Origin of the sequence: Paenibacillus sp. RU5M (genome assembly GCF_900221055.1) — a bacterium.
GTDB lineage: Bacteria > Bacillota > Bacilli > Paenibacillales > Paenibacillaceae > Paenibacillus > Paenibacillus marchantiae.
In genome coordinates, this window is the sequence record NZ_OBQM01000006.1 from 72,585 (window position 1) to 90,091 (window position 17,507).

Genomic DNA, 17,507 nt, shown 5'->3' on the forward strand with positions numbered 1-17,507 from the left:
TTATACATGATTGAGTACCAGGTCACTATCCAGGTATAAAACGTTATAAACGATGCATACTACATCGGTCGCTTATTAATGTCGGCCCTTTTTGGCAAAAAACATCATAGAGAGGAAGAACCGAATGTCTACATTATTGTATATTACTGCCCATCCTCATGATCATGAAACTTCCTTCAGCATGGCTGCAGGTAAAGCGTTTGTGGATGCATATCGTGAAAGCCATTCCTCGGATGAGGTTATTCATCTGGATTTGTATCGCTCGGATATTCCTCATATTGATGCAGATGTATTCAGTGGTTGGGGGAAACTTCAATCCGGCAGCGAATTGACTTCTGAAGAAAAGGCTAAGGTTCAACGTTTGAATGAATTATCGGATCAATTCGCCTCTGCTGACAAATATGTTTTTGTGACACCGATGTGGAACTTCTCTTTTCCTCCAATTATGAAGGCTTATATCGACTCCATCTGCGTGGCTGGTAAAACGTTCCGTTATACGGAACAAGGCCCGGTTGGATTGCTTTCCAACAAAAAGGCACTGCATATTCAGGCTCGTGGCGGCATTTATTCCGAAGGGCCTGCGGCTCAGATGGAATCTGGTCATCGTTACCTGAGCATTATCATGTCTTTCCTGGGTGTTCCGAAGCTTGAAGGCATTTTTGTGGAAGGACATAACCAATATAAGGAACGGGCAGATGAGATCAAACAGCAAGCCATTGAAGAGGCACGTACACTCGCTAAACAGTTTTAACCCTTACTAAACAAATACAGCAACAAACACAAAACCCGCATGCCAACCCATGAATTATTAATTCCATAGGGCGGCATGCGGGTTTTTATTTTTTTATAATAAACGTTAGAGCTTTATTGATGTCCAGCGCTGGCACGGCTCATGGTTTCAAGTTTGCGAGTAATGGCATGGCGGTCCACTTTCAGTCCCCAAATGGCTTCAATAATCTGTTCTTTCTCTTCGGGACCCTCGGCATTTTTCAGTTGCATTAACAGATCATGCATCTGTTCGTTAATACCTTCAAATTGACTCCAAAGATCCTGTCTAACCTCGGTTGAATCCAGATGATGATTAGCATCCACTTCTTCTTTCAATGCTTGCAGAATGGCCTCTTTCCACTCCTCATCACCTAGCTGTTTCGCTATGTTCAGGAGATCCAGATAATCGTCAACAAGAAGTGAGTTCAGTTCAGCATGTGTTTTCATCGTTTATTGCATCCCCTTTGCATCTATTTACCCAGTATTATACTCGGTATTTCGGGATATGCAATACTTGTCGAAAAAAGTTAGTTATTGTATTAGGGACTATTGGATGATTATGGGTCAAAATGAGTGCTTTTTATTACCGAACTTTCGATCTATGTTTAGCTAAAAAGTAAGCTTGGTATGTTCTTGTACCCTTTCTATAAGCAACCGACACAATATAAAGCCGATTACCACATACACACCAATCATGCCCACAATGCCAATCCAACCCAGATGGCTGTAAAGTAGTCCCCCTCCAGTTCCGCTGACACTTGATCCCACGTAGTAGAAAAACAAATACAAGGCATTGGCCTGGGATTTATGCTGATCCGCCACGAGTCCAACCCAGCTGCTTGCAATGGAATGTCCTCCAAAGAAACCAAAGGCAAACAGGGCAAGTCCAATTATTTTGACCCAAAGTTCGGGATGAATGGTACAGACTGCACCGGCCAGTATAATACCTAGTGCGATTCCAAGGACATTCGATCTTCCATACCGATCAGCCAGCCTGCCCATCCAGGTGCTGCTCAACGTACCCATAAGGTACACAACAAAAAGGCTACCGACGATGGACTGGCTAAGATGATAAGGTTCTCCTGTCAATTCAAATCCGATGTAGTTGAACAACGTCACGAAGCCCCCCATAAGAAGAAAGCCCAGTCCGTACAGGCAAAGTAGACGTGGATTTCGACACTGTGACCACAAAAGAGGAATGATCTTTTTGAATCCAGGAGTCGCTTTGACAAAATGGCGGGATGGCGGGATGACAAGCCAGAAAATAACAGCCGCACATAGGCCAAGAATACCGATAAAACCAATTGCAGCACGCCAACTGAACCAGTCTGTGATCACACCGCTGATAAAACGACCAGCCATACCCCCGATCGAATTTCCGCTGATATAGAGGCCCATGGCATACCCTAGACTGGCAGGCTCAATCTCTTCGGACAGATATGTCATGGCTGTCGCGGGCAGCCCGGCAAGTGCAACTCCCTGGAGAATGCGAAGCAGAAGCAGCTCAGTAAATCCAGGGCTAAACGCGCTAATCATAGCAATAATAGATGAGACAACTAAAGCAGTCGTCATAATGAAACGTCTTCCCAATGAATCAGATAAGGAACCGATGAATAACATGGTCAGTGCCATGGCAATCGTCGTAACTGAGAGGGTAAGACTGGAATGTGCAGGCGAGATCGCAAATGCCTCGCTAATCTCGGGCATCAGGGGCTGGAGGCTGTATAGTAACGCAAAAGTTACAAAACCTCCGGCAAACAGCGCAAGACTAATGTTACGAAACGTCTTAGTTCCCTGCTGAATCATGATATTCCAACTTTCTCGGTAGGAAAGCTCCATGATCGGCTGCTGACTGATCGCTTGGCTGAAGCCTTCCATTAATCGTTATTTGATGAACAGTTTACGCTCCATATGAGTCAAAAACTCATATCCATCTGGAGTTACAACAACCGTGTCCTCGATTTGGAAGCCACCAGCGCCGAGCTCATAATATGGTACCTCCACACACAGCACCATGCCAGGCTCCAGTATGCGCTGGTCACCAGGAGAAAGAGTCATGTCGTCATACAGTTCCAAGCCAATGGCATGACCAACATGCTGTCGTCGGTAATGCGGAATTCCCTCACGCTGCACGCGAGACACAGCCGCATGAAAGACGTCGGAAGCCTTGACGCCAGGGCGTACGGTTTCAAGTGCCGTCTCCCATCCACTTTTTACTGCATTAAAATGTTTTTTCATCCAGGGAGTTGGCTCTCCTGCCACAACGGTACGCCCTGTATCTCCCCAGTATCCTTCCAGTTGCAAGCACAGATCAAAGCGGATCTGATCGCCTGACTCGATGGTATGAAAATAATTTTCGATGAGCGGCAGCGCACTGCGCGGACCCGCTCCTACCGCAGTCATTGCAGGAGTCCCACCTGCTTTCATCACAGATAGCCGATAATGGTCAGCAAGCTGCTTCTCATGAACACCGGCTGCGATCAGATCAATCAGCTCTTGCTCAATCCGTTCATTGACTTGGGCAGCCTGTCGGAGCTGCTCGATTTCGAAAGGCGTCTTAACCAAGCGGATTTGGCGAAATAGCTTGTACGCGTGAACAACTGCTCCTTGAGGCGCATCCTCCGTGATCCGTGCCAAAAGTTCAGGAGCGATTCGCATCTCATCGATTCCAATCGGTTGATTCTCGATGTCGAGTTGTTTCAGTGCAGCTTTAAGCGCTTCTATCGGCCCTGGATGAATGACTGTCGTTTGTAGCAGAGAGTAGAACAGATCAATGTCATCCGTAGAAGGTTTGCCTTCGATCGAACCTTCCACGAAGAAGTCACTGTAGGCAAATATATCTACTCCAGTGATACCGAATTGGGCCACAACGCCCAAACGATTCGTCGGAATGACGATACATGGTCGAGCGGATCGGTCGACAGGTAGAATGGCGTAAATCTGCATGGTCCAGTTGCTTGCGCGTAGCTGGGAGCCGATGACATAGTGAATATTTTCCGGAGTTGTTGCGATCAGGGCACGAAGTCCCTGAGTTTTCATTACGTCTTCCGCCCGGTCCCGGTTGAGACCCGAGCTGTGGGATATATGATTTGAATTGTTCATGATTCAGACCTCCTTTTGTTTTTCCTGCCCCCAAACAAACTCTCAAGTCCAGGTACTGAGCGCAATACCAGCTTGATGATCATGAAGAAGGCCAGTGCAAAAGCGATAAGTACGACAGATACAACAGCGATCGTCGGGTCCTGCCACTTTTCCATATAAAGAAACAGTTGTATCGGCAGAGTGTAGCTGTCCTGACGAAGCAGCAGTAGTGCAGCCTCTACCTGGTCAAAAGTGAAGACAAATGCGATTGACCCTGAAAGGAGCAGAGATAGTCTAAGCTGTGGCAATGTGATTGTAAAAAAGATACGCAGTGGCCCTGCTCCAAGGTCTGCTGCCGCCTCTCGGTGTGCGGGTTGCAGGTTGGCCATTGCACTGCCTACAAGTGTTAGCACGAATGGAAGCACGATGACCGCTTCACCCAAAATAAGAGCGAACAATCCGCCTGCAATATGCATTTTGGAGAACAAAATTAGATACGCAATACCAAGCGTAATTTTCGGCATAACCATTGGGGATACAAAAAAGGCTCTTAAGATGCCAGCACCCGGGAAAGGGTAATGTACGATAGCCAGCGCCGCAAGTGTTCCAGTAATCATTGCCAGCAATACCGCTCCAGTGGAGGCAATCAGACTGTTCTTGAATGCAACGAGAAATTGAGTCTGCTCTCCCAGATTCGCATACCACTTCAGGGTAAGACCTTCCGGCGGGAATTTACTTGCCGATCCGGAACCTACTGATGTCAATAGGATCATGAGCAGTGGCAACAGCAAATAAACTGCTACAGCCCCTGCAAATATATAGAGCAGCAATTTAGTGAACCTTTTCGACTTAACCATAAGCCTGCTCTCCCTTCCGGGAACGACGGAACATCAGCATTTCGGCTCCTTTATTGACCAAAAGTGAAACGATGATGGAAGAAACGAGCAAGAATATACTTGCTACCGCAGCCATCGGCCAGTTGGTATCCAGTGTTCGCTGGTAAATAAATACCGGCAGTGTCATGACTCTGCCTCCGCCAATCAGTTGGGGCGTTGTAAAGGCCGTGAGGCATAGCGTGAATACAATCTGTACCCCGCTAGCAATACCTCTCGCTGATAAAGGCAGGGTAATCGTGAGGAATGTCCGCCAGCTTCCTGCTCCCAGATCCTGTGCAGCCGCTTTTAGCGAAGCGTCACTTTGTGACAATACATTCAGGATCGGAAAGACCATGAACGGCAGAAAAATATGAACAAGAGCGACGACCACACCAGTCTCGTTATATATCATACTGAAGCCATCATCCGTGATTCCAAGTCGTATAAACAGCCAGTTTATGAAACCCTGTTTGGATAGCAGCAGCTGCCAGCCATAGGATCGAACAACCGCGCTGACCAGCAGCGGAAGAAACGTAAGCAGCAGCAACAATTGCTTCATGCCCGGTTTCTTCAGGCCGGCAATACAATAAGCTAGCGGGTATGCAAGCAGCAGGCTCCATAGCGTGACCTTGAAGGCAACGCGAAATGTGGTGCCTATCAGCTTCCAATAGTACGGATCGGACAGAAAAGCACGATAAGCATCCCACTCCCAGCCCCGGATGAGCTTGCCATTTTCATAGATATCAAAGCTGTACCTGCCAAAGATGAGCAGACCACCCAGATACACGATGCCCATCAGGGTCAGAGCGGGTAGCAGAAGAAGCAACTGGGTAATCCACCGGCGGTTTTTGGATGAATACAGATTCACGATCCGATCTGTAACCCGATTCATATCCCTTCCTCCTGTACCGGATTAAGCAGCAAAGGTTCGGATAACAAGAGCGCGTCCTCCGGATCAAAGCCAATCTGGATTGGCTCCCCCGGGCTAAAACGTGAGGCTCCTCGCTGATGCAGTACACTGGCCTGAACCAGAAACCCCTCAGCAATCTGGATCGTGTAACGAATATTTGCCCCGCCATACACTGCTTCTATGACACGTCCATCCAGCTTGTTCAGGCAAGGGTTCGCATCCTCTCCAAGTCGAATATATTCGTTGCGAATGGACAACGAGTGCCGGTCACCTATTAGGGCAACCGGGGTGTTCTCATTTGTCTTCACCAGCAGCGAATACCCGAAGCATTCAACCCGGATTCCATTCGTATCCTGTCCAAGCACCGTTGTTGCCAGAAGATTGGTATCGCCGATGAACTTGGCCACGAAGCTGTCTGCCGGTCTTTCATAGATTTCATCAGGCGTAGCATATTGCAGCAGCTTGCCAGCGCGCATGACGCCGATCCGATCTGACATGTTCATGGCTTCATTCTGATCATGCGTTACAAAGATGAACGTACCGCCGAACTCTCGTTGTATGCGTTTCAGTTCGCGCTGCATATCCAGACGCAGCTGCATATCCAGTGCGGAAAGTGGCTCATCGAGCAGCAAAACTTCGGGTCTGTTGATTAACGCGCGAGCAATGGCTACGCGTTGAGCCTGCCCCCCGGATAACTGGGAAACAGCTCGTCTGCCATAATCTCCGAGCTGTACCAGCTCAAGCATTTCGTGTACCTGCTTCCTGATATCGGCTTTCGGTAACTTCTTCACCTTGAGCCCATAGGCGATGTTGTTGAATACGTCCATATGTGGGAATAGCGCAAGCTGCTGAAAAATCATGTTGCTGTTGCGTCCGTAGGCCGGGATGCCGGTTACATCCCGACCTCCCAGCATAATGCACCCCTGATCCGGCTGCTCAAGTCCGCCAAGCATCCGCAGCAGTGTTGTTTTGCCACAGCCACTCGGACCTAACAGGGAAACGAATTCTCCCTTCTTCACCTGTAGTGACACATGGTTAACCGCTGCTCGCTCTCCGTAGGTCTTTGTGACTTCTCTTGTTTCAATGGAAATGAGTTCTTGTTCACTGCTCATCTCTGTTTCCCTCCCGTCCATAACGGGTTCGAAATAGAACCCGTTATCGTGGTTTGTCTGAAAACCATCATTTATTGAAGTTTGGTTTTGACGAGTCGGTCCCATAGATCCTTCCAGGAAGAGCTGTTTTGAGCAAGAACATCCCAGTCAGGACTAATCCCGTTGCTCTGTGTTTCCACGGAGAAGGAAGGATCGTCCTTGTATTTGTCCGGAACGGCAGCAGTCGTGCTGGTTACCGGTGTACCTGTTGCTTCTGCATATTGTGACAGCGCCTCTGCGCTCAGCAGCTCGTTGATAATTTCGTTGGCTACACGTGTCTGCTCAGGTGTTGACCCCTTCACAACCTGAAGTGTGTACGGGAAGGAAATGGCTCCTTCGCTCGGATACGCTACAGCGAGTGGAGAACCGCCGTCAATCCATGTCTGTGCAACCTGTGCACTGAAAGGAGCAATCAGAGCATCTCCCGACTCCAGAAGAGCCTTCAACTGGTCATTGGATGTAACCAATGTGCCGATCTGGTCACTGTGATCTGCCCAGAACTGGAATGCTGGCTCCGGATTCTCATACGATGCGCCAAGCTCCTGTCCTTTGACTGCAAGAAGTGGAGAGATATAGGAATAGAACATGTAGTCCCAAAGTGCCGTTTTCCCTTTGAATTCCTCGTTATCCCACAGATCATTCCAGCTTGTTGGCGGTGTTTTTACAAGGTCTTTGTTATAGACAAGCGCGAAGCTCGAAACTCCCCACACGACACCCTTGTTGTCAGGCTTGTGGAATTGCTCCGGGATATCCTTGATATTGGTCACGATGCTTGTATCCAGTGGCTCCCACATATCATCGTTCAAGCCTTTTGCCGTCGCATCTGCGTTGAAGTAACCAAAGTTGACAACTGGATTGTTGGGATCAGCCTGCTTGCCAGCGACCATTTTCGGATACATGACTGCATTGGATGATTCTTCAAAAGTAACTTCAACATTTGGATGCTCTTTGACGTAATTTGCAACCACTTCTTTTGGAACGACATCCTGATTGGAGCCAGCCCAGATAAACATGGTCAGTTTAACCTTGTCTCCGCTTCCTCCAGAAGAATCGGATCCTCCTGCTGTATTGCTGGAGCTACTTGCTCCACCGCATGCAGAGAGAACCAGTGTACCGGCCAGTGTCAGTGAGGCGAGACTGAGAAAGCGTTTCTTGTTTGATTTAAACATGAGAATTTCCCCCATCGATTTAGTTGGTTTTATGAATTTGACAAAAATTAATTCGTTTTTCCTTCATGTACCTTATCAATGCAATCCTATTTTCTGACGCAATCCTTCCATAATGCCTGATATCTCATGTGGAGATACGGATACGGTCGCAGTTTGCTTCTCCTCCACGGCTCCCATGGTCTGACGCTTCAGGTAGTCTCTGAGTGCCAGCGGAACATTCAGCAGCGCCTGATTCAGCGATACTTGCATCTCGTCAGTCCATATGGCCTCGAACTGTTTCCTTGTCCAGCCATAATCGAATTCTTCCTGCTGCCGTTCCCGCTTGGCCCGCAACTGTCTGGTCTCACTCACGTTCAGGTTCCGGCCTTCTATGACGACACCATACAGTTCAAGAGCTTTTTCCGTCGATACCAGTCCTCTTCTAACATCCTCCAGAACCAGCATTGGATCCCGATCAAATGGATCGCCATATCCACCTCCGCCCTGTGACAGGAACGTCACCGTCTCTCCGGGTTGGAGCAGCAACTCATCAATTCTTCCCAGATGGTGTTCACTTGCACGTCCAGCATTGAGAATCGCTTCCCCATGGGTACCAACACCTCCGCCAAGCCTGCCCCACGGATGAAACTCCATACGCTCCATATTTCTGGCGGTCATTACGGTATCTGGTGTAAGAATTTTGACACACAGGTCGATTCCGCTTCCACCACGGAAGGTTCCAGCACCAGCAGAATCAGCACGAAGGCCATAATGCTCTATGAGCACAGGCATTTCGGATTCTACTGTTTCCGCAGGAATGTTTCGAAGATGACCCACGGCAAAATCCATGCCATCAATTCCGTCCTTCATCGGTCTTGCTCCTGAACCGCCACATATCGGCTGGATCACGCCAACCTTTTTTTTGCCATCTGACGCATCTGTCATCGCCATCATAACGATGCATGCCTGTCCGGCTCCTGCGGCGGGAACCTTACTTGCCTGAGCTTTTCCAAGAGCACCTGTGATGACATCCATTAGCCGAATAAAGGTAGCTGCTCGTGCGCCAACCGCTGCCATCGGCTCCGGGTTGAGAACTGAAGCCGGTGGTGCATAATTTCGAACCATGCGAATCATGCCCGAATTCCATGGAATTGTTGGATCGAGCGTACGGAAATAACGAATGAGTGCGGGAACCAACATGTAATGCCCCTGTTGATTGTGGGTAGGAATATTGAACGAAGCTCTGACCTGAGGGTCGGTTCCGCTAAAGTCCAGATGAATATCACTGCCCGCGATTGTCATTTTGCAGCGCAATCGGATGGGATAACCGCCAGGACCTTTCTCCAGATAGTCCCAGAACTCATACGAACCATCCGGGATCTCCTGTACGATGGCGCGTGCCTTCAACTCAGCATATTCCAGCAATTGCTCAATACCCTGTTGAATCCGCTCTACACCGTAGCGGCCAATAAGCTCCTCTAGTCGCTGCTCCCCCCGATTCAAGGCTGCCATCAGTGCCTTGAGATCACCGAGGTTTTGCTCCGGAATGCGGCTATTGTCCAGAAACATGCGCAGTATCTGCTCATTAAGAACGCCTGCTTCATACAGCTTGACTGGCGCAATTCGAATGCCTTCCATATGAATATCGTAGGCGCTTGGAGATACGCTCCCCGGTACCTTACCACCTACATCGGAAGAATGAACGAAGCACATGCCGTATGCGATGATTTCCCCTTTGTGAAAATAGGGCTTGATCAGATGAACATCCGGTAGATGTGTCACCATGCCTTTGGTGGAATAAGGATCATTGCAGATGACCAGATCGCCTTCCTTCCAGTCTGCAATGCTGTTTATGGTCGCCGCAGCAGGGATGCCAAGGGACAGATTGTAACCCGTCTCCAATGGCGACCCAAACGTTTCCCCGGATGGTGACAAGAGGTAGGTTCCAAAATCGCCCGTTTCTTTAACAAAAGCGGTGAATCCCGTGCGCAGCACAACATTGGCCATTTCCTCCACCGCAGCCTGAATCCGGTTGTTGAAAATTTCAAGAAAAACCTTGTCGCCAATCATTGCTCCACCTCCCCAATCACATTACCGTTACCATCCCGGTATACCGTAAACCCAGGCGGGATGAAAATGGTTGTATCATATTCCTCCACAATAACGGGCCCAAGAATGGGCATATCCAGTGGGATCTGTCCCCTCTTTAGAACTTTTGCTATTCGCTGTTCGTGGTCAAAAGTGATGATCCGTTCTTCTGCTTCACTCTCATCGAATGGCAACTCTGCCGGAGATGCTGTGCTTTGGGTGGGCAGAATGCCAACTATGGTCGCTCTCAGACTAACGAACATCACATCAGCTTCCGGCTGGCTGATGCCAAACACATTTTGGTAGTACATATGGAATTTGATCCTTGCTTTCTCAGGATCGGCGATTTCTTCGGATGTGAGCGTAACCTCCAAATCAAAGGCCTGACCTTCGTAACGCATGTCGGCGCTGTATAAGCAATAGATATGTTCCAGTTTCACTCCGCCGCGGGCTTCCTCTTCAACCCAACTACGCCCTTGATGCTCCAGTCTGGTGTATAGATTCGCTAACTCACCAGGCTCAAGCGTGTGACTGCTTTTGTGCAAGGTATGAACGAAATCATTGCGAAGGTTGGCAACCGTGCAGCCCATGGCACAAAGTGTTCCTGGAGATGGCGGGATCAGCACTCGGCGGATGCCCACTTCACGCGCCATGAGAAAAGCATGCATCGGCCCAGCTCCACCATAGGCGAGCAGCGTAAAGTCCCGGGGATCAACCCCTTTGCGTGCCATGAGCGGAGAGAACTGGGCATACATATTGGCGGTGGCCACATCAAGAATGGCCTGTGCAGTTTGCATGGGACTTAGTCCAAGCCGTTCGCCAAGATTGCCCAGAGCACGTTCTGCAAGCTCGGGGTAAAGATTCATCTGTCCGCCAAGGAATCGATCAGCTTGCAAAATGCCCAGTTGCAGATAAGCATCCGTTGTTGTTGGCTCTTCTCCCCCACGATGATAGGAGGCTGGACCTGGATTGGCTCCTGCGCTTCGTGGTCCCACCTTGAGTACCCCTACGGAATCGAGCCAGGCAATTGAGCCCCCACCCGCTCCAATCGCGGTTACATCCACAGCGGGAATGATGACTGGAAAATCCCCAACCTTATTCTCGGTAGAATAGGCAGGCTCTTTATCGATGAGGGCAACATCAACGCTTGTCCCGCCCATGTCAAACGTGATGACTTGATGGATGCCGGCCTGCTCGGCAATATGGGTTGCTGCGATTACGCCGGAAGCAGGTCCAGACAGAAGAGTACGTACAGGCTCTTTGGCCGCTCTGGCCGCCGTCATGATTCCACCATTGGACATTGTGGACAGCAGATTGGCTTTCAGACCGTAAGCGCCAATTCCTTCTTGCAGACGAAGAAAGTATGATCCCATGCGTTCCCCAACATATGCATTCATGGCTGTGGCGAGTGTACGTTCGAATTCACGCTGCTGCGGCCAAATGGCACTGCTTCTGCAGAGAAACAGGTGCGGATGACGTTCCCTGATTAACTCTTCCGCAAGCTGCTCATGAGCAGGATTGACATAAGCGTGCAAAAAACTGATCGCCAAGGCAGTAACCCCCTCTTCCACCAGCTCGTCTACCGCTTGAAGCAGTTGCTTCTGATCCAGTGGTTGAAGTATGCTACCGCTCGCAAGTGCTCGCTCATCCACTTCCTTAACAAGATGTCTCGGAACAAGCGCATCGGTCTTGTCACCATACAGATTGGTTGTATCCTCGAGTCGTAGCCTCCGAATCTCGAGAATATCCCGGAACCCTTTGGTGACCAACAGACCTGTAACTGCGCCGTTACGCTCAATTAGGGTGTTAACCCCAAGTGTTGTTCCGTGCACAAACAGATCGATCTCATGAAGATCGACTCCGCTTTCCTTGAGCTGATCAAGTGCATTAAAAATCGCCTGTTCCGGAGCTGCTGCAATCGATGGCGTTTTCAGTGCCGCAATCACCCTGCCATGATTGTCCATAACTAGGGCATCCGTGAATGTGCCTCCGATATCTATACCTAATCGATAAATTGTTTTCACAAGTTCAACTCCTTTATCACCGGGTCTCATCCGAAGTTATATTAAGGTTCTGCATGGCAAAATATCGTTTGACATCCTCAATCATCTGGTTAATATGATTCACCATTGCCGCTTCAGCCTGTTCCGGGGAGCCTGCTGCTACTGCCTCCAGAATCCGCTGGTGGTCCACGACCAGTTCGCTACCTACTCTTTGCCTAATATAAGCTGTTTCCAGGAAATCACGGCTTGTCTCCCAGACGAGTTCAACCGCATGCAGCAGAATCTGGTTTTGAGCCGCATAAGCCAGTAGCCTGTGAAATTCCCGGTCTTCCTCGTAAGGAATAATATTCTGGGAAAGCAATTGATGCTGGGTAGCAATAGAGGCTTCCAGTAGCACTATGTATTCTTTGGAGGCTCGTTGTGCTGCCAGGGAAGCAATTTCCCGTTCCAGAGCCCTTCTGGCTACAAGGACATCGAGCAGAGCCTTTTCACCGGAATGGTTCAGCATCTGAATGAGCTGGGAATTTACACTTTTTTGCTGTAAATCCTTCTCCAGAATCTTGATTCGTTCCAGCCCCTGTTCTGTCAGAACCCTTCCCCTCCGGCCCTCCAGTATCGTGAAACCTTCAACGTCCATCTCCATAAGTCTTCTTCCGATTGTAGCCTGACTTAGACCGTACGTTTTGCCCAGGGTATGAACCAACGTGCTGGCCCCGATGGGAGCGCTCGCGTCCCGAAGCTGCTTCAGCAGTTCGTATTCCAACTCCAATTCGTTTAGCTCAGGACCCACTAAATTCACTCCTCATATATAAATAATTGTAGTTTTTTTTGTTGTTACTCACTGATGATTAACGACAGTATACCTTCAATCGACAATAATTTCAATAATTCTTACCCAATTACTATGTATTATTTTTCTCACCATGTACTCCCCGTTTGATCCAAAATAAAAAAAGAGCAATTCACATCCTGTATTCCAGATTTTTTTCTGGAGGACGTAATCTGCTCTTTGTTGAGATTACCTTTAAACTTCGTTTAATTATAAATATTCATTTACGACTTAAGTTGTTGCAGTAGCTGTACGCGGTAGGCTTCACTTTCAAGAGATTGGATCTCCTTGTATTCTTCCGCAGTAAGCACTTTAGGCTCCCCTGCTGCCTTGGCGATCATGTACACCTTGGCGCTTTCCTCCACCACCTGGGTGCGGTAGTAGGCTTCGCGCAGGTTTTTACCTGTCGTGACCAATCCGTGGTTAACCAGAATAAGCGCTGTGTGCTCTTCAACCTTGGCAGCCACCGCATCAGCAAGAAGTTTGGTTGTGGGCAGAACATAAGGAACAAAGCTAATATCGCCTACCAGTGCCGACTGATCAGGGAACAAATGAGGCAATTCATCGAAAACGAGACTCAGGGCGATGGTGTATGCCGGATGTGTATGCACAATGGCTTGAATGTCAGGGTTGACCCGATAGCTATACAGATGCATCAACACCTCGGAGGAAGGGCGTGTTGATCCGGCACGTGTCTCTCCTGTCGCAATATCAATCGCGATCCATTCGTCAGGTTCCAGATCCTCTAGTGCGTAACCACTCGGCGAAAGAAGCATCGTTCCTTCGAAACGGGCGCTCAGATTTCCCCCAGGTCCAACCACCAGTCCCTGAGCAACCGCTCTGCGGGCATATTTGGTCAATTCTTCCCTTACCTGTTGTTCAGACATGTTCTGCTCCACTCCTTTGATTTTTCTTTTTAAGCATTTTACAAAATGCTCATCTAATTGGATTTGCTCGCCAATGTTTGATTCAGGTTTTGGTATCTTACGTAGGCTTCCTGCCATCTTGCGGTGTCTTCTGGCTCATAGGTTTCGGGAGAAAAGGAAGAAGCCATAACTTCTCGCACCTCGGACAAGCTGCTCACTTCGCCATGTGCCAGAAATTGCAGCATGCAATTTCCGGCTGAAGTTGCCTCGGCAGGACCCGCTATCACCGGAATCCCTGCTGCATTCGCCGTAAATTGACACAATAAGCGATTATGCACACCGCCACCGACCATATGAATCACCCGTGGCCGAGTGCCTGTAATTAGCTCCAGTTCATCCAGAGTCTGTCTGAACTCCAGTGCCAAACTTTCGAGAATACAACGTACAATGGCTCCGGTCGTTTCAGGTATTGCTTGCTCGCTAACACTGCACTGTTGCCGGATTCGCTCTGGCATATCGCCTGGTGCCAAATACACCCCGTCTCCGGGCGATACATAACATTGGTGAGCGGTTGCCGAAGCAGCGAGCTGGACCAGTTCCTCATGGGTAAAACGTTGATTCTCCCGTTCCCACTGCCGTTTGCACTCCTGCAATAACCACAGGCCTGAGCGATTCTTCAAGGTTCGCACTTTGCCATTTACCGTGCCCTCATTGGTGAACCCTAGTTGACGACTACGATTATCCAATAAAGGAATGTCACGTTCCACGCCCATGAGAGACCAGGTGCCACAGCTAATAAAGGCAAATTCCGAATCTGTCGCAGGAATGGCTGCTAATGCAGATGCTGTATCATGTGAACCTACAGATATCACTTGCATCGGTTCAATCTTCAACTCTGCACACAAGTCATCCGTTAATTGCCCCAGCACCGTGCCTGGCTGTACGAGAGGTGGGAATAACGTCTCAGGGATACCCAGTCGGCCAATCAATTGTTCATTCCATCGAGCATCTCCGGCATGCAATAGTCCGCTTGTACTGGCAATTGTGTACTCGCAGGCCTGCTGACCAGATAGATAATAGTTAAATAAATCCGGCATCAATAACATGCGCACATCTGGCCGCAGACCTTCCGAGTGCTCGCGCACACTTCCAAGCAGTTGAAATACGGTATTTATCTGTTGTGGCAGGACACCGGACATGGAATAAAGCTCTTCTTCATTCACCATGCGCAGGGCTTCTTCCATCCACTTTGCATTACGCGATTCCCGGTAATGGCGGGGGTTGAAGCATAATCTTCCCTCCCCGTCCACTAATCCATAGTCGACTCCCCACGTATCCACAGCGATGGAACGGACCGGTTGGGAGATGCCTTGTATGCCCTTTACAATCCCTTGTTTCAGTTCGTGGAAAAGTCGCAGGAAATCCCAGTACAATCCATCTCCCAGGTGTACAGGATCGTTACTGAATCGATGCACTTCCTCTAACGAGAGCTTACTCCCGTCAAAGGACCCACGGACCACCCGGCCGCTTCCGGCGCCGTAATCGGCAGCAAGCACATGTGTTGCCTGAGTTCCCATCTCTAATGCCTCCTTCGCTTCCGCGACAAGCCGTTTGGATGTTAACGATACAACGGTCCAAAGACGCTGCATGCCCGGTAATCGGCACTTTCCGGTTCACTTGTGCCGAACAGTCCCCAGGCACGTGGACGGAAAATCTCGGATTCCGGTACATTATGCATACTCACTGGGATACGAAGCATGGAGGCCAGTGTTAGCAAATCCCCTCCGATATGTCCATAAGAGATGGAGCCATGGTTCGCGCCCCATTGATTCATTACTTCATAGACCGAAGTAAAAGCCCCTGAGCCCGTCAGAACAGGTGCAAACCAGGTGGAAGGCCAAGTCGGATCTGTCCGCTGATCCAGCGTATCGTGCACATCCTCAGGCAGGTCGACTGTGTAACCTTGAGCCACTTGCAGTACTGGCCCTAGTCCTTTAACCAAATTGAGACGCGTCATCGTAACAGGCATGCCGCCCTTGGTCAGGAAATCAGCCGAATAGCCGCCGCCCCGGAAATATTCCACGGATGCCGGCCGCCATGAGGTGGCTTTCAGGCAGTCCTGAACCTCTTCGTCTGTAATTTCCCAGAAAGGCTTGAGCACAGGCTCACCCGCTCTTGATTGTTGCCCTGTACCATCCAATGCCGCAGAACCGGAGTTGATCAGATGCAAAATACCGTCCTTTGCGTTTCCTTCCAGCTGGTGCCCTGTCACGCGTTTTACCGAATCCGGGCTCCAATAGGTGCGTACATCTGCGAAGATCTGCGCGGTATGTGTAAGCAGGGAACCAAATAACATCGACACACCATTCAGGCTGTCGTTCTCTGTTGCCACCAGATAAGGCGAGCGTTTGCCATTCCAGTCAAAGGAAGAATTCAGGATGGATTCCAGAAAATCTCCGTTGGGTGAATGATCTGTCCACTGTCGTTGTCCCTGAAACCCGGAGACAATCGCGTGGTGGCCCATAGATTCTTCAGTGAATCCCAGCTCCGCAAGCTTCGGATTGCCAGCCATCAGGTCACGTACGATCTGCGTCATTTTCACAACCGTTTCCCATTCATACTCTTTGCGTTTGCGGTCTGTCTGCAGATGGGCAGGATTGTTGTCCGGTCCTTCACTACAGTTCTCCTTCACCCATGCTAGCGCCCGCTTATACTCCTCAGGATCGTAGATTTCTTCTTCTATACGACGAGTCAGTTCACTCATATCCACATATTCGTTCCGCATGCCCAGATACTCCTGGAAAAAAGAATCGTTCACGATGGAGCCGGCAATACCCATGGATACCGAGCCGATAGACAGATAAGCACGTCCCTTCAAGGTTGCAGCGGCAAGACCCGCACGGCTGAAGCGAAGCAATTTCTCACGAACGTCATCAGGAATCGTCGTATCTCCTCCATCCTGCACATCCTCGCCATAGATACCAAAAGCCGGAATCCCCTTCTGTGCATGGGCAGAGAGCACTGCTGCCAAATATACTGCACCCGGACGTTCGGTTCCATTAAAGCCCCAGATGGCTGTAGGAATAGAAGGAGACATATCCATCGTTTCTGTTCCATAACACCAGCATGGTGTAACGGTAATGGTCACGCCCACGTTGGAGCGACTGAATAGTTCCGCTGCTGCCGCTGCCTCGTTCACACCGCCAATACAGGACTCGGCAACGACGCATTCTACCGGCGAACCATCGGGATACCGAAGTTCTGTTGCGAGCAGCTCGGCAACGGACGTCGCCATGCGCATCGTCTGCTCTTCCAATGATTCACGAACACCCTTGCGTCTTCCGTCAATCGTGGGACGAATACCAATTTTGGGAAATGCCTGTTTATAACGATAATCCTGATGTGTCATACTAAAACGTCCTCCTTCAATGGTTTCATAGAATAGGTACGAATTACTTGTGACTTGTCCGTGTGTATTTTGTTGGGGAAAATTATGGATTCTGTTCCTTCTCTTCACCGATACCCGAGGTAACACACTAGCATTGCATGCCAACGGTCAGTTCTTTTTCTCATTATGAATGCGTTTACAAATACTTGGTTTAATAAACCGCTCTATATTATTGACTCCGTTATGCTGTCCTATTATGGAGTGTGAAGGAAGCGATGTGAGCAAAATGAAGAGCGGTGAGACTGAAATAAATCAACTTTTTTTATGATTAGGGTTATCGGTAACCCTAAGATAGCATGAGCCTATCTTGCTGTCAATCGGCATTATCCTATAGAATGGA

General features: G+C 49.2%; 14 protein-coding genes. 1 reads left to right on the plus strand and 13 read right to left on the minus strand.

Going from position 1 to position 17,507, the window contains the following annotated elements:
- The first annotated feature begins 124 nt into the window (after positions 1 to 124).
- The gene (locus CRO25_RS18365; RefSeq protein WP_063563896.1) at positions 125 to 751 is read left to right on the plus strand and encodes an FMN-dependent NADH-azoreductase; all 627 of its coding nucleotides are present in this window, start codon (positions 125 to 127) and stop codon (positions 749 to 751) included.
- 113 nt (positions 752 to 864) lie between these two features.
- Here CRO25_RS18365 and CRO25_RS18370 read toward each other — a convergent pair whose 3' ends face one another.
- The 13 genes from CRO25_RS18370 to CRO25_RS18430 all read right to left on the minus strand — a co-directional run bounded on the left by CRO25_RS18370 (position 865) and on the right by CRO25_RS18430 (position 17,128).
- Positions 865 to 1,215: a hypothetical protein gene (locus CRO25_RS18370; RefSeq protein ID WP_063563897.1), complete on the minus strand. Its 351-nt coding sequence runs from the start codon at positions 1,213 to 1,215 to the stop codon at positions 865 to 867.
- 162 nt (positions 1,216 to 1,377) lie between these two features.
- A complete protein-coding gene (locus tag CRO25_RS18375) occupies positions 1,378 to 2,574 on the minus strand; it encodes an MFS transporter (RefSeq protein WP_079696159.1) in 1,197 nt (398 codons plus the stop codon).
- A gap of 78 nt (positions 2,575 to 2,652) precedes the next feature.
- Complete coding sequence (locus tag CRO25_RS18380) at positions 2,653 to 3,870, minus strand: Xaa-Pro peptidase family protein (protein WP_079695967.1); 1,218 nt, start codon at positions 3,868 to 3,870, stop codon at positions 2,653 to 2,655.
- Positions 3,867 to 4,706 (minus strand): ABC transporter permease, encoded by an 840-nt coding sequence (locus CRO25_RS18385; protein WP_079695968.1) that lies wholly within the window; start codon positions 4,704 to 4,706, stop codon positions 3,867 to 3,869. Before CRO25_RS18385 ends, CRO25_RS18380 begins: the two co-directional genes overlap by 4 nt.
- Positions 4,699 to 5,616 (minus strand): ABC transporter permease, encoded by a 918-nt coding sequence (locus CRO25_RS18390; protein WP_079695969.1) that lies wholly within the window; start codon positions 5,614 to 5,616, stop codon positions 4,699 to 4,701. The genes CRO25_RS18385 and CRO25_RS18390 overlap by 8 nt, the downstream gene beginning before the upstream one ends.
- The gene (locus tag CRO25_RS18395; RefSeq protein WP_079695970.1) at positions 5,613 to 6,746 is read right to left on the minus strand and encodes an ABC transporter ATP-binding protein; all 1,134 of its coding nucleotides are present in this window, start codon (positions 6,744 to 6,746) and stop codon (positions 5,613 to 5,615) included. The genes CRO25_RS18390 and CRO25_RS18395 overlap by 4 nt, the downstream gene beginning before the upstream one ends.
- 71 nt (positions 6,747 to 6,817) lie before the next feature.
- Positions 6,818 to 7,954 carry a PotD/PotF family extracellular solute-binding protein gene (locus CRO25_RS18400; protein ID WP_079695971.1) on the minus strand — a complete coding sequence of 379 codons (1,137 nt, stop codon included), beginning with the start codon at positions 7,952 to 7,954 and terminating at the stop codon, positions 6,818 to 6,820.
- A gap of 75 nt (positions 7,955 to 8,029) precedes the next feature.
- Positions 8,030 to 10,003 carry a hydantoinase B/oxoprolinase family protein gene (locus tag CRO25_RS18405; protein ID WP_079695972.1) on the minus strand — a complete coding sequence of 658 codons (1,974 nt, stop codon included), beginning with the start codon at positions 10,001 to 10,003 and terminating at the stop codon, positions 8,030 to 8,032.
- A complete protein-coding gene (locus tag CRO25_RS18410) occupies positions 10,000 to 12,045 on the minus strand; it encodes a hydantoinase/oxoprolinase family protein (protein ID WP_079695973.1) in 2,046 nt (681 codons plus the stop codon). Before CRO25_RS18410 ends, CRO25_RS18405 begins: the two co-directional genes overlap by 4 nt.
- Before the next feature lie 16 nt (positions 12,046 to 12,061).
- Entirely contained in the window at positions 12,062 to 12,814 is a 753-nt protein-coding gene (locus CRO25_RS18415; RefSeq protein WP_090950051.1) for a FadR/GntR family transcriptional regulator, read from the minus strand.
- A 263-nt stretch (positions 12,815 to 13,077) separates the two neighbouring features.
- Positions 13,078 to 13,740: a class II aldolase/adducin family protein gene (locus tag CRO25_RS18420; protein ID WP_079695974.1), complete on the minus strand. Its 663-nt coding sequence runs from the start codon at positions 13,738 to 13,740 to the stop codon at positions 13,078 to 13,080.
- 53 nt (positions 13,741 to 13,793) lie between these two features.
- Positions 13,794 to 15,296 (minus strand): rhamnulokinase family protein, encoded by a 1,503-nt coding sequence (locus CRO25_RS18425; protein ID WP_079695975.1) that lies wholly within the window; start codon positions 15,294 to 15,296, stop codon positions 13,794 to 13,796.
- Positions 15,297 to 15,337: 41 nt separating this feature from the next.
- Entirely contained in the window at positions 15,338 to 17,128 is a 1,791-nt protein-coding gene (locus CRO25_RS18430) for an L-fucose isomerase (RefSeq protein ID WP_079695976.1), read from the minus strand.
- Positions 17,129 to 17,507 lie beyond the last annotated feature (379 nt).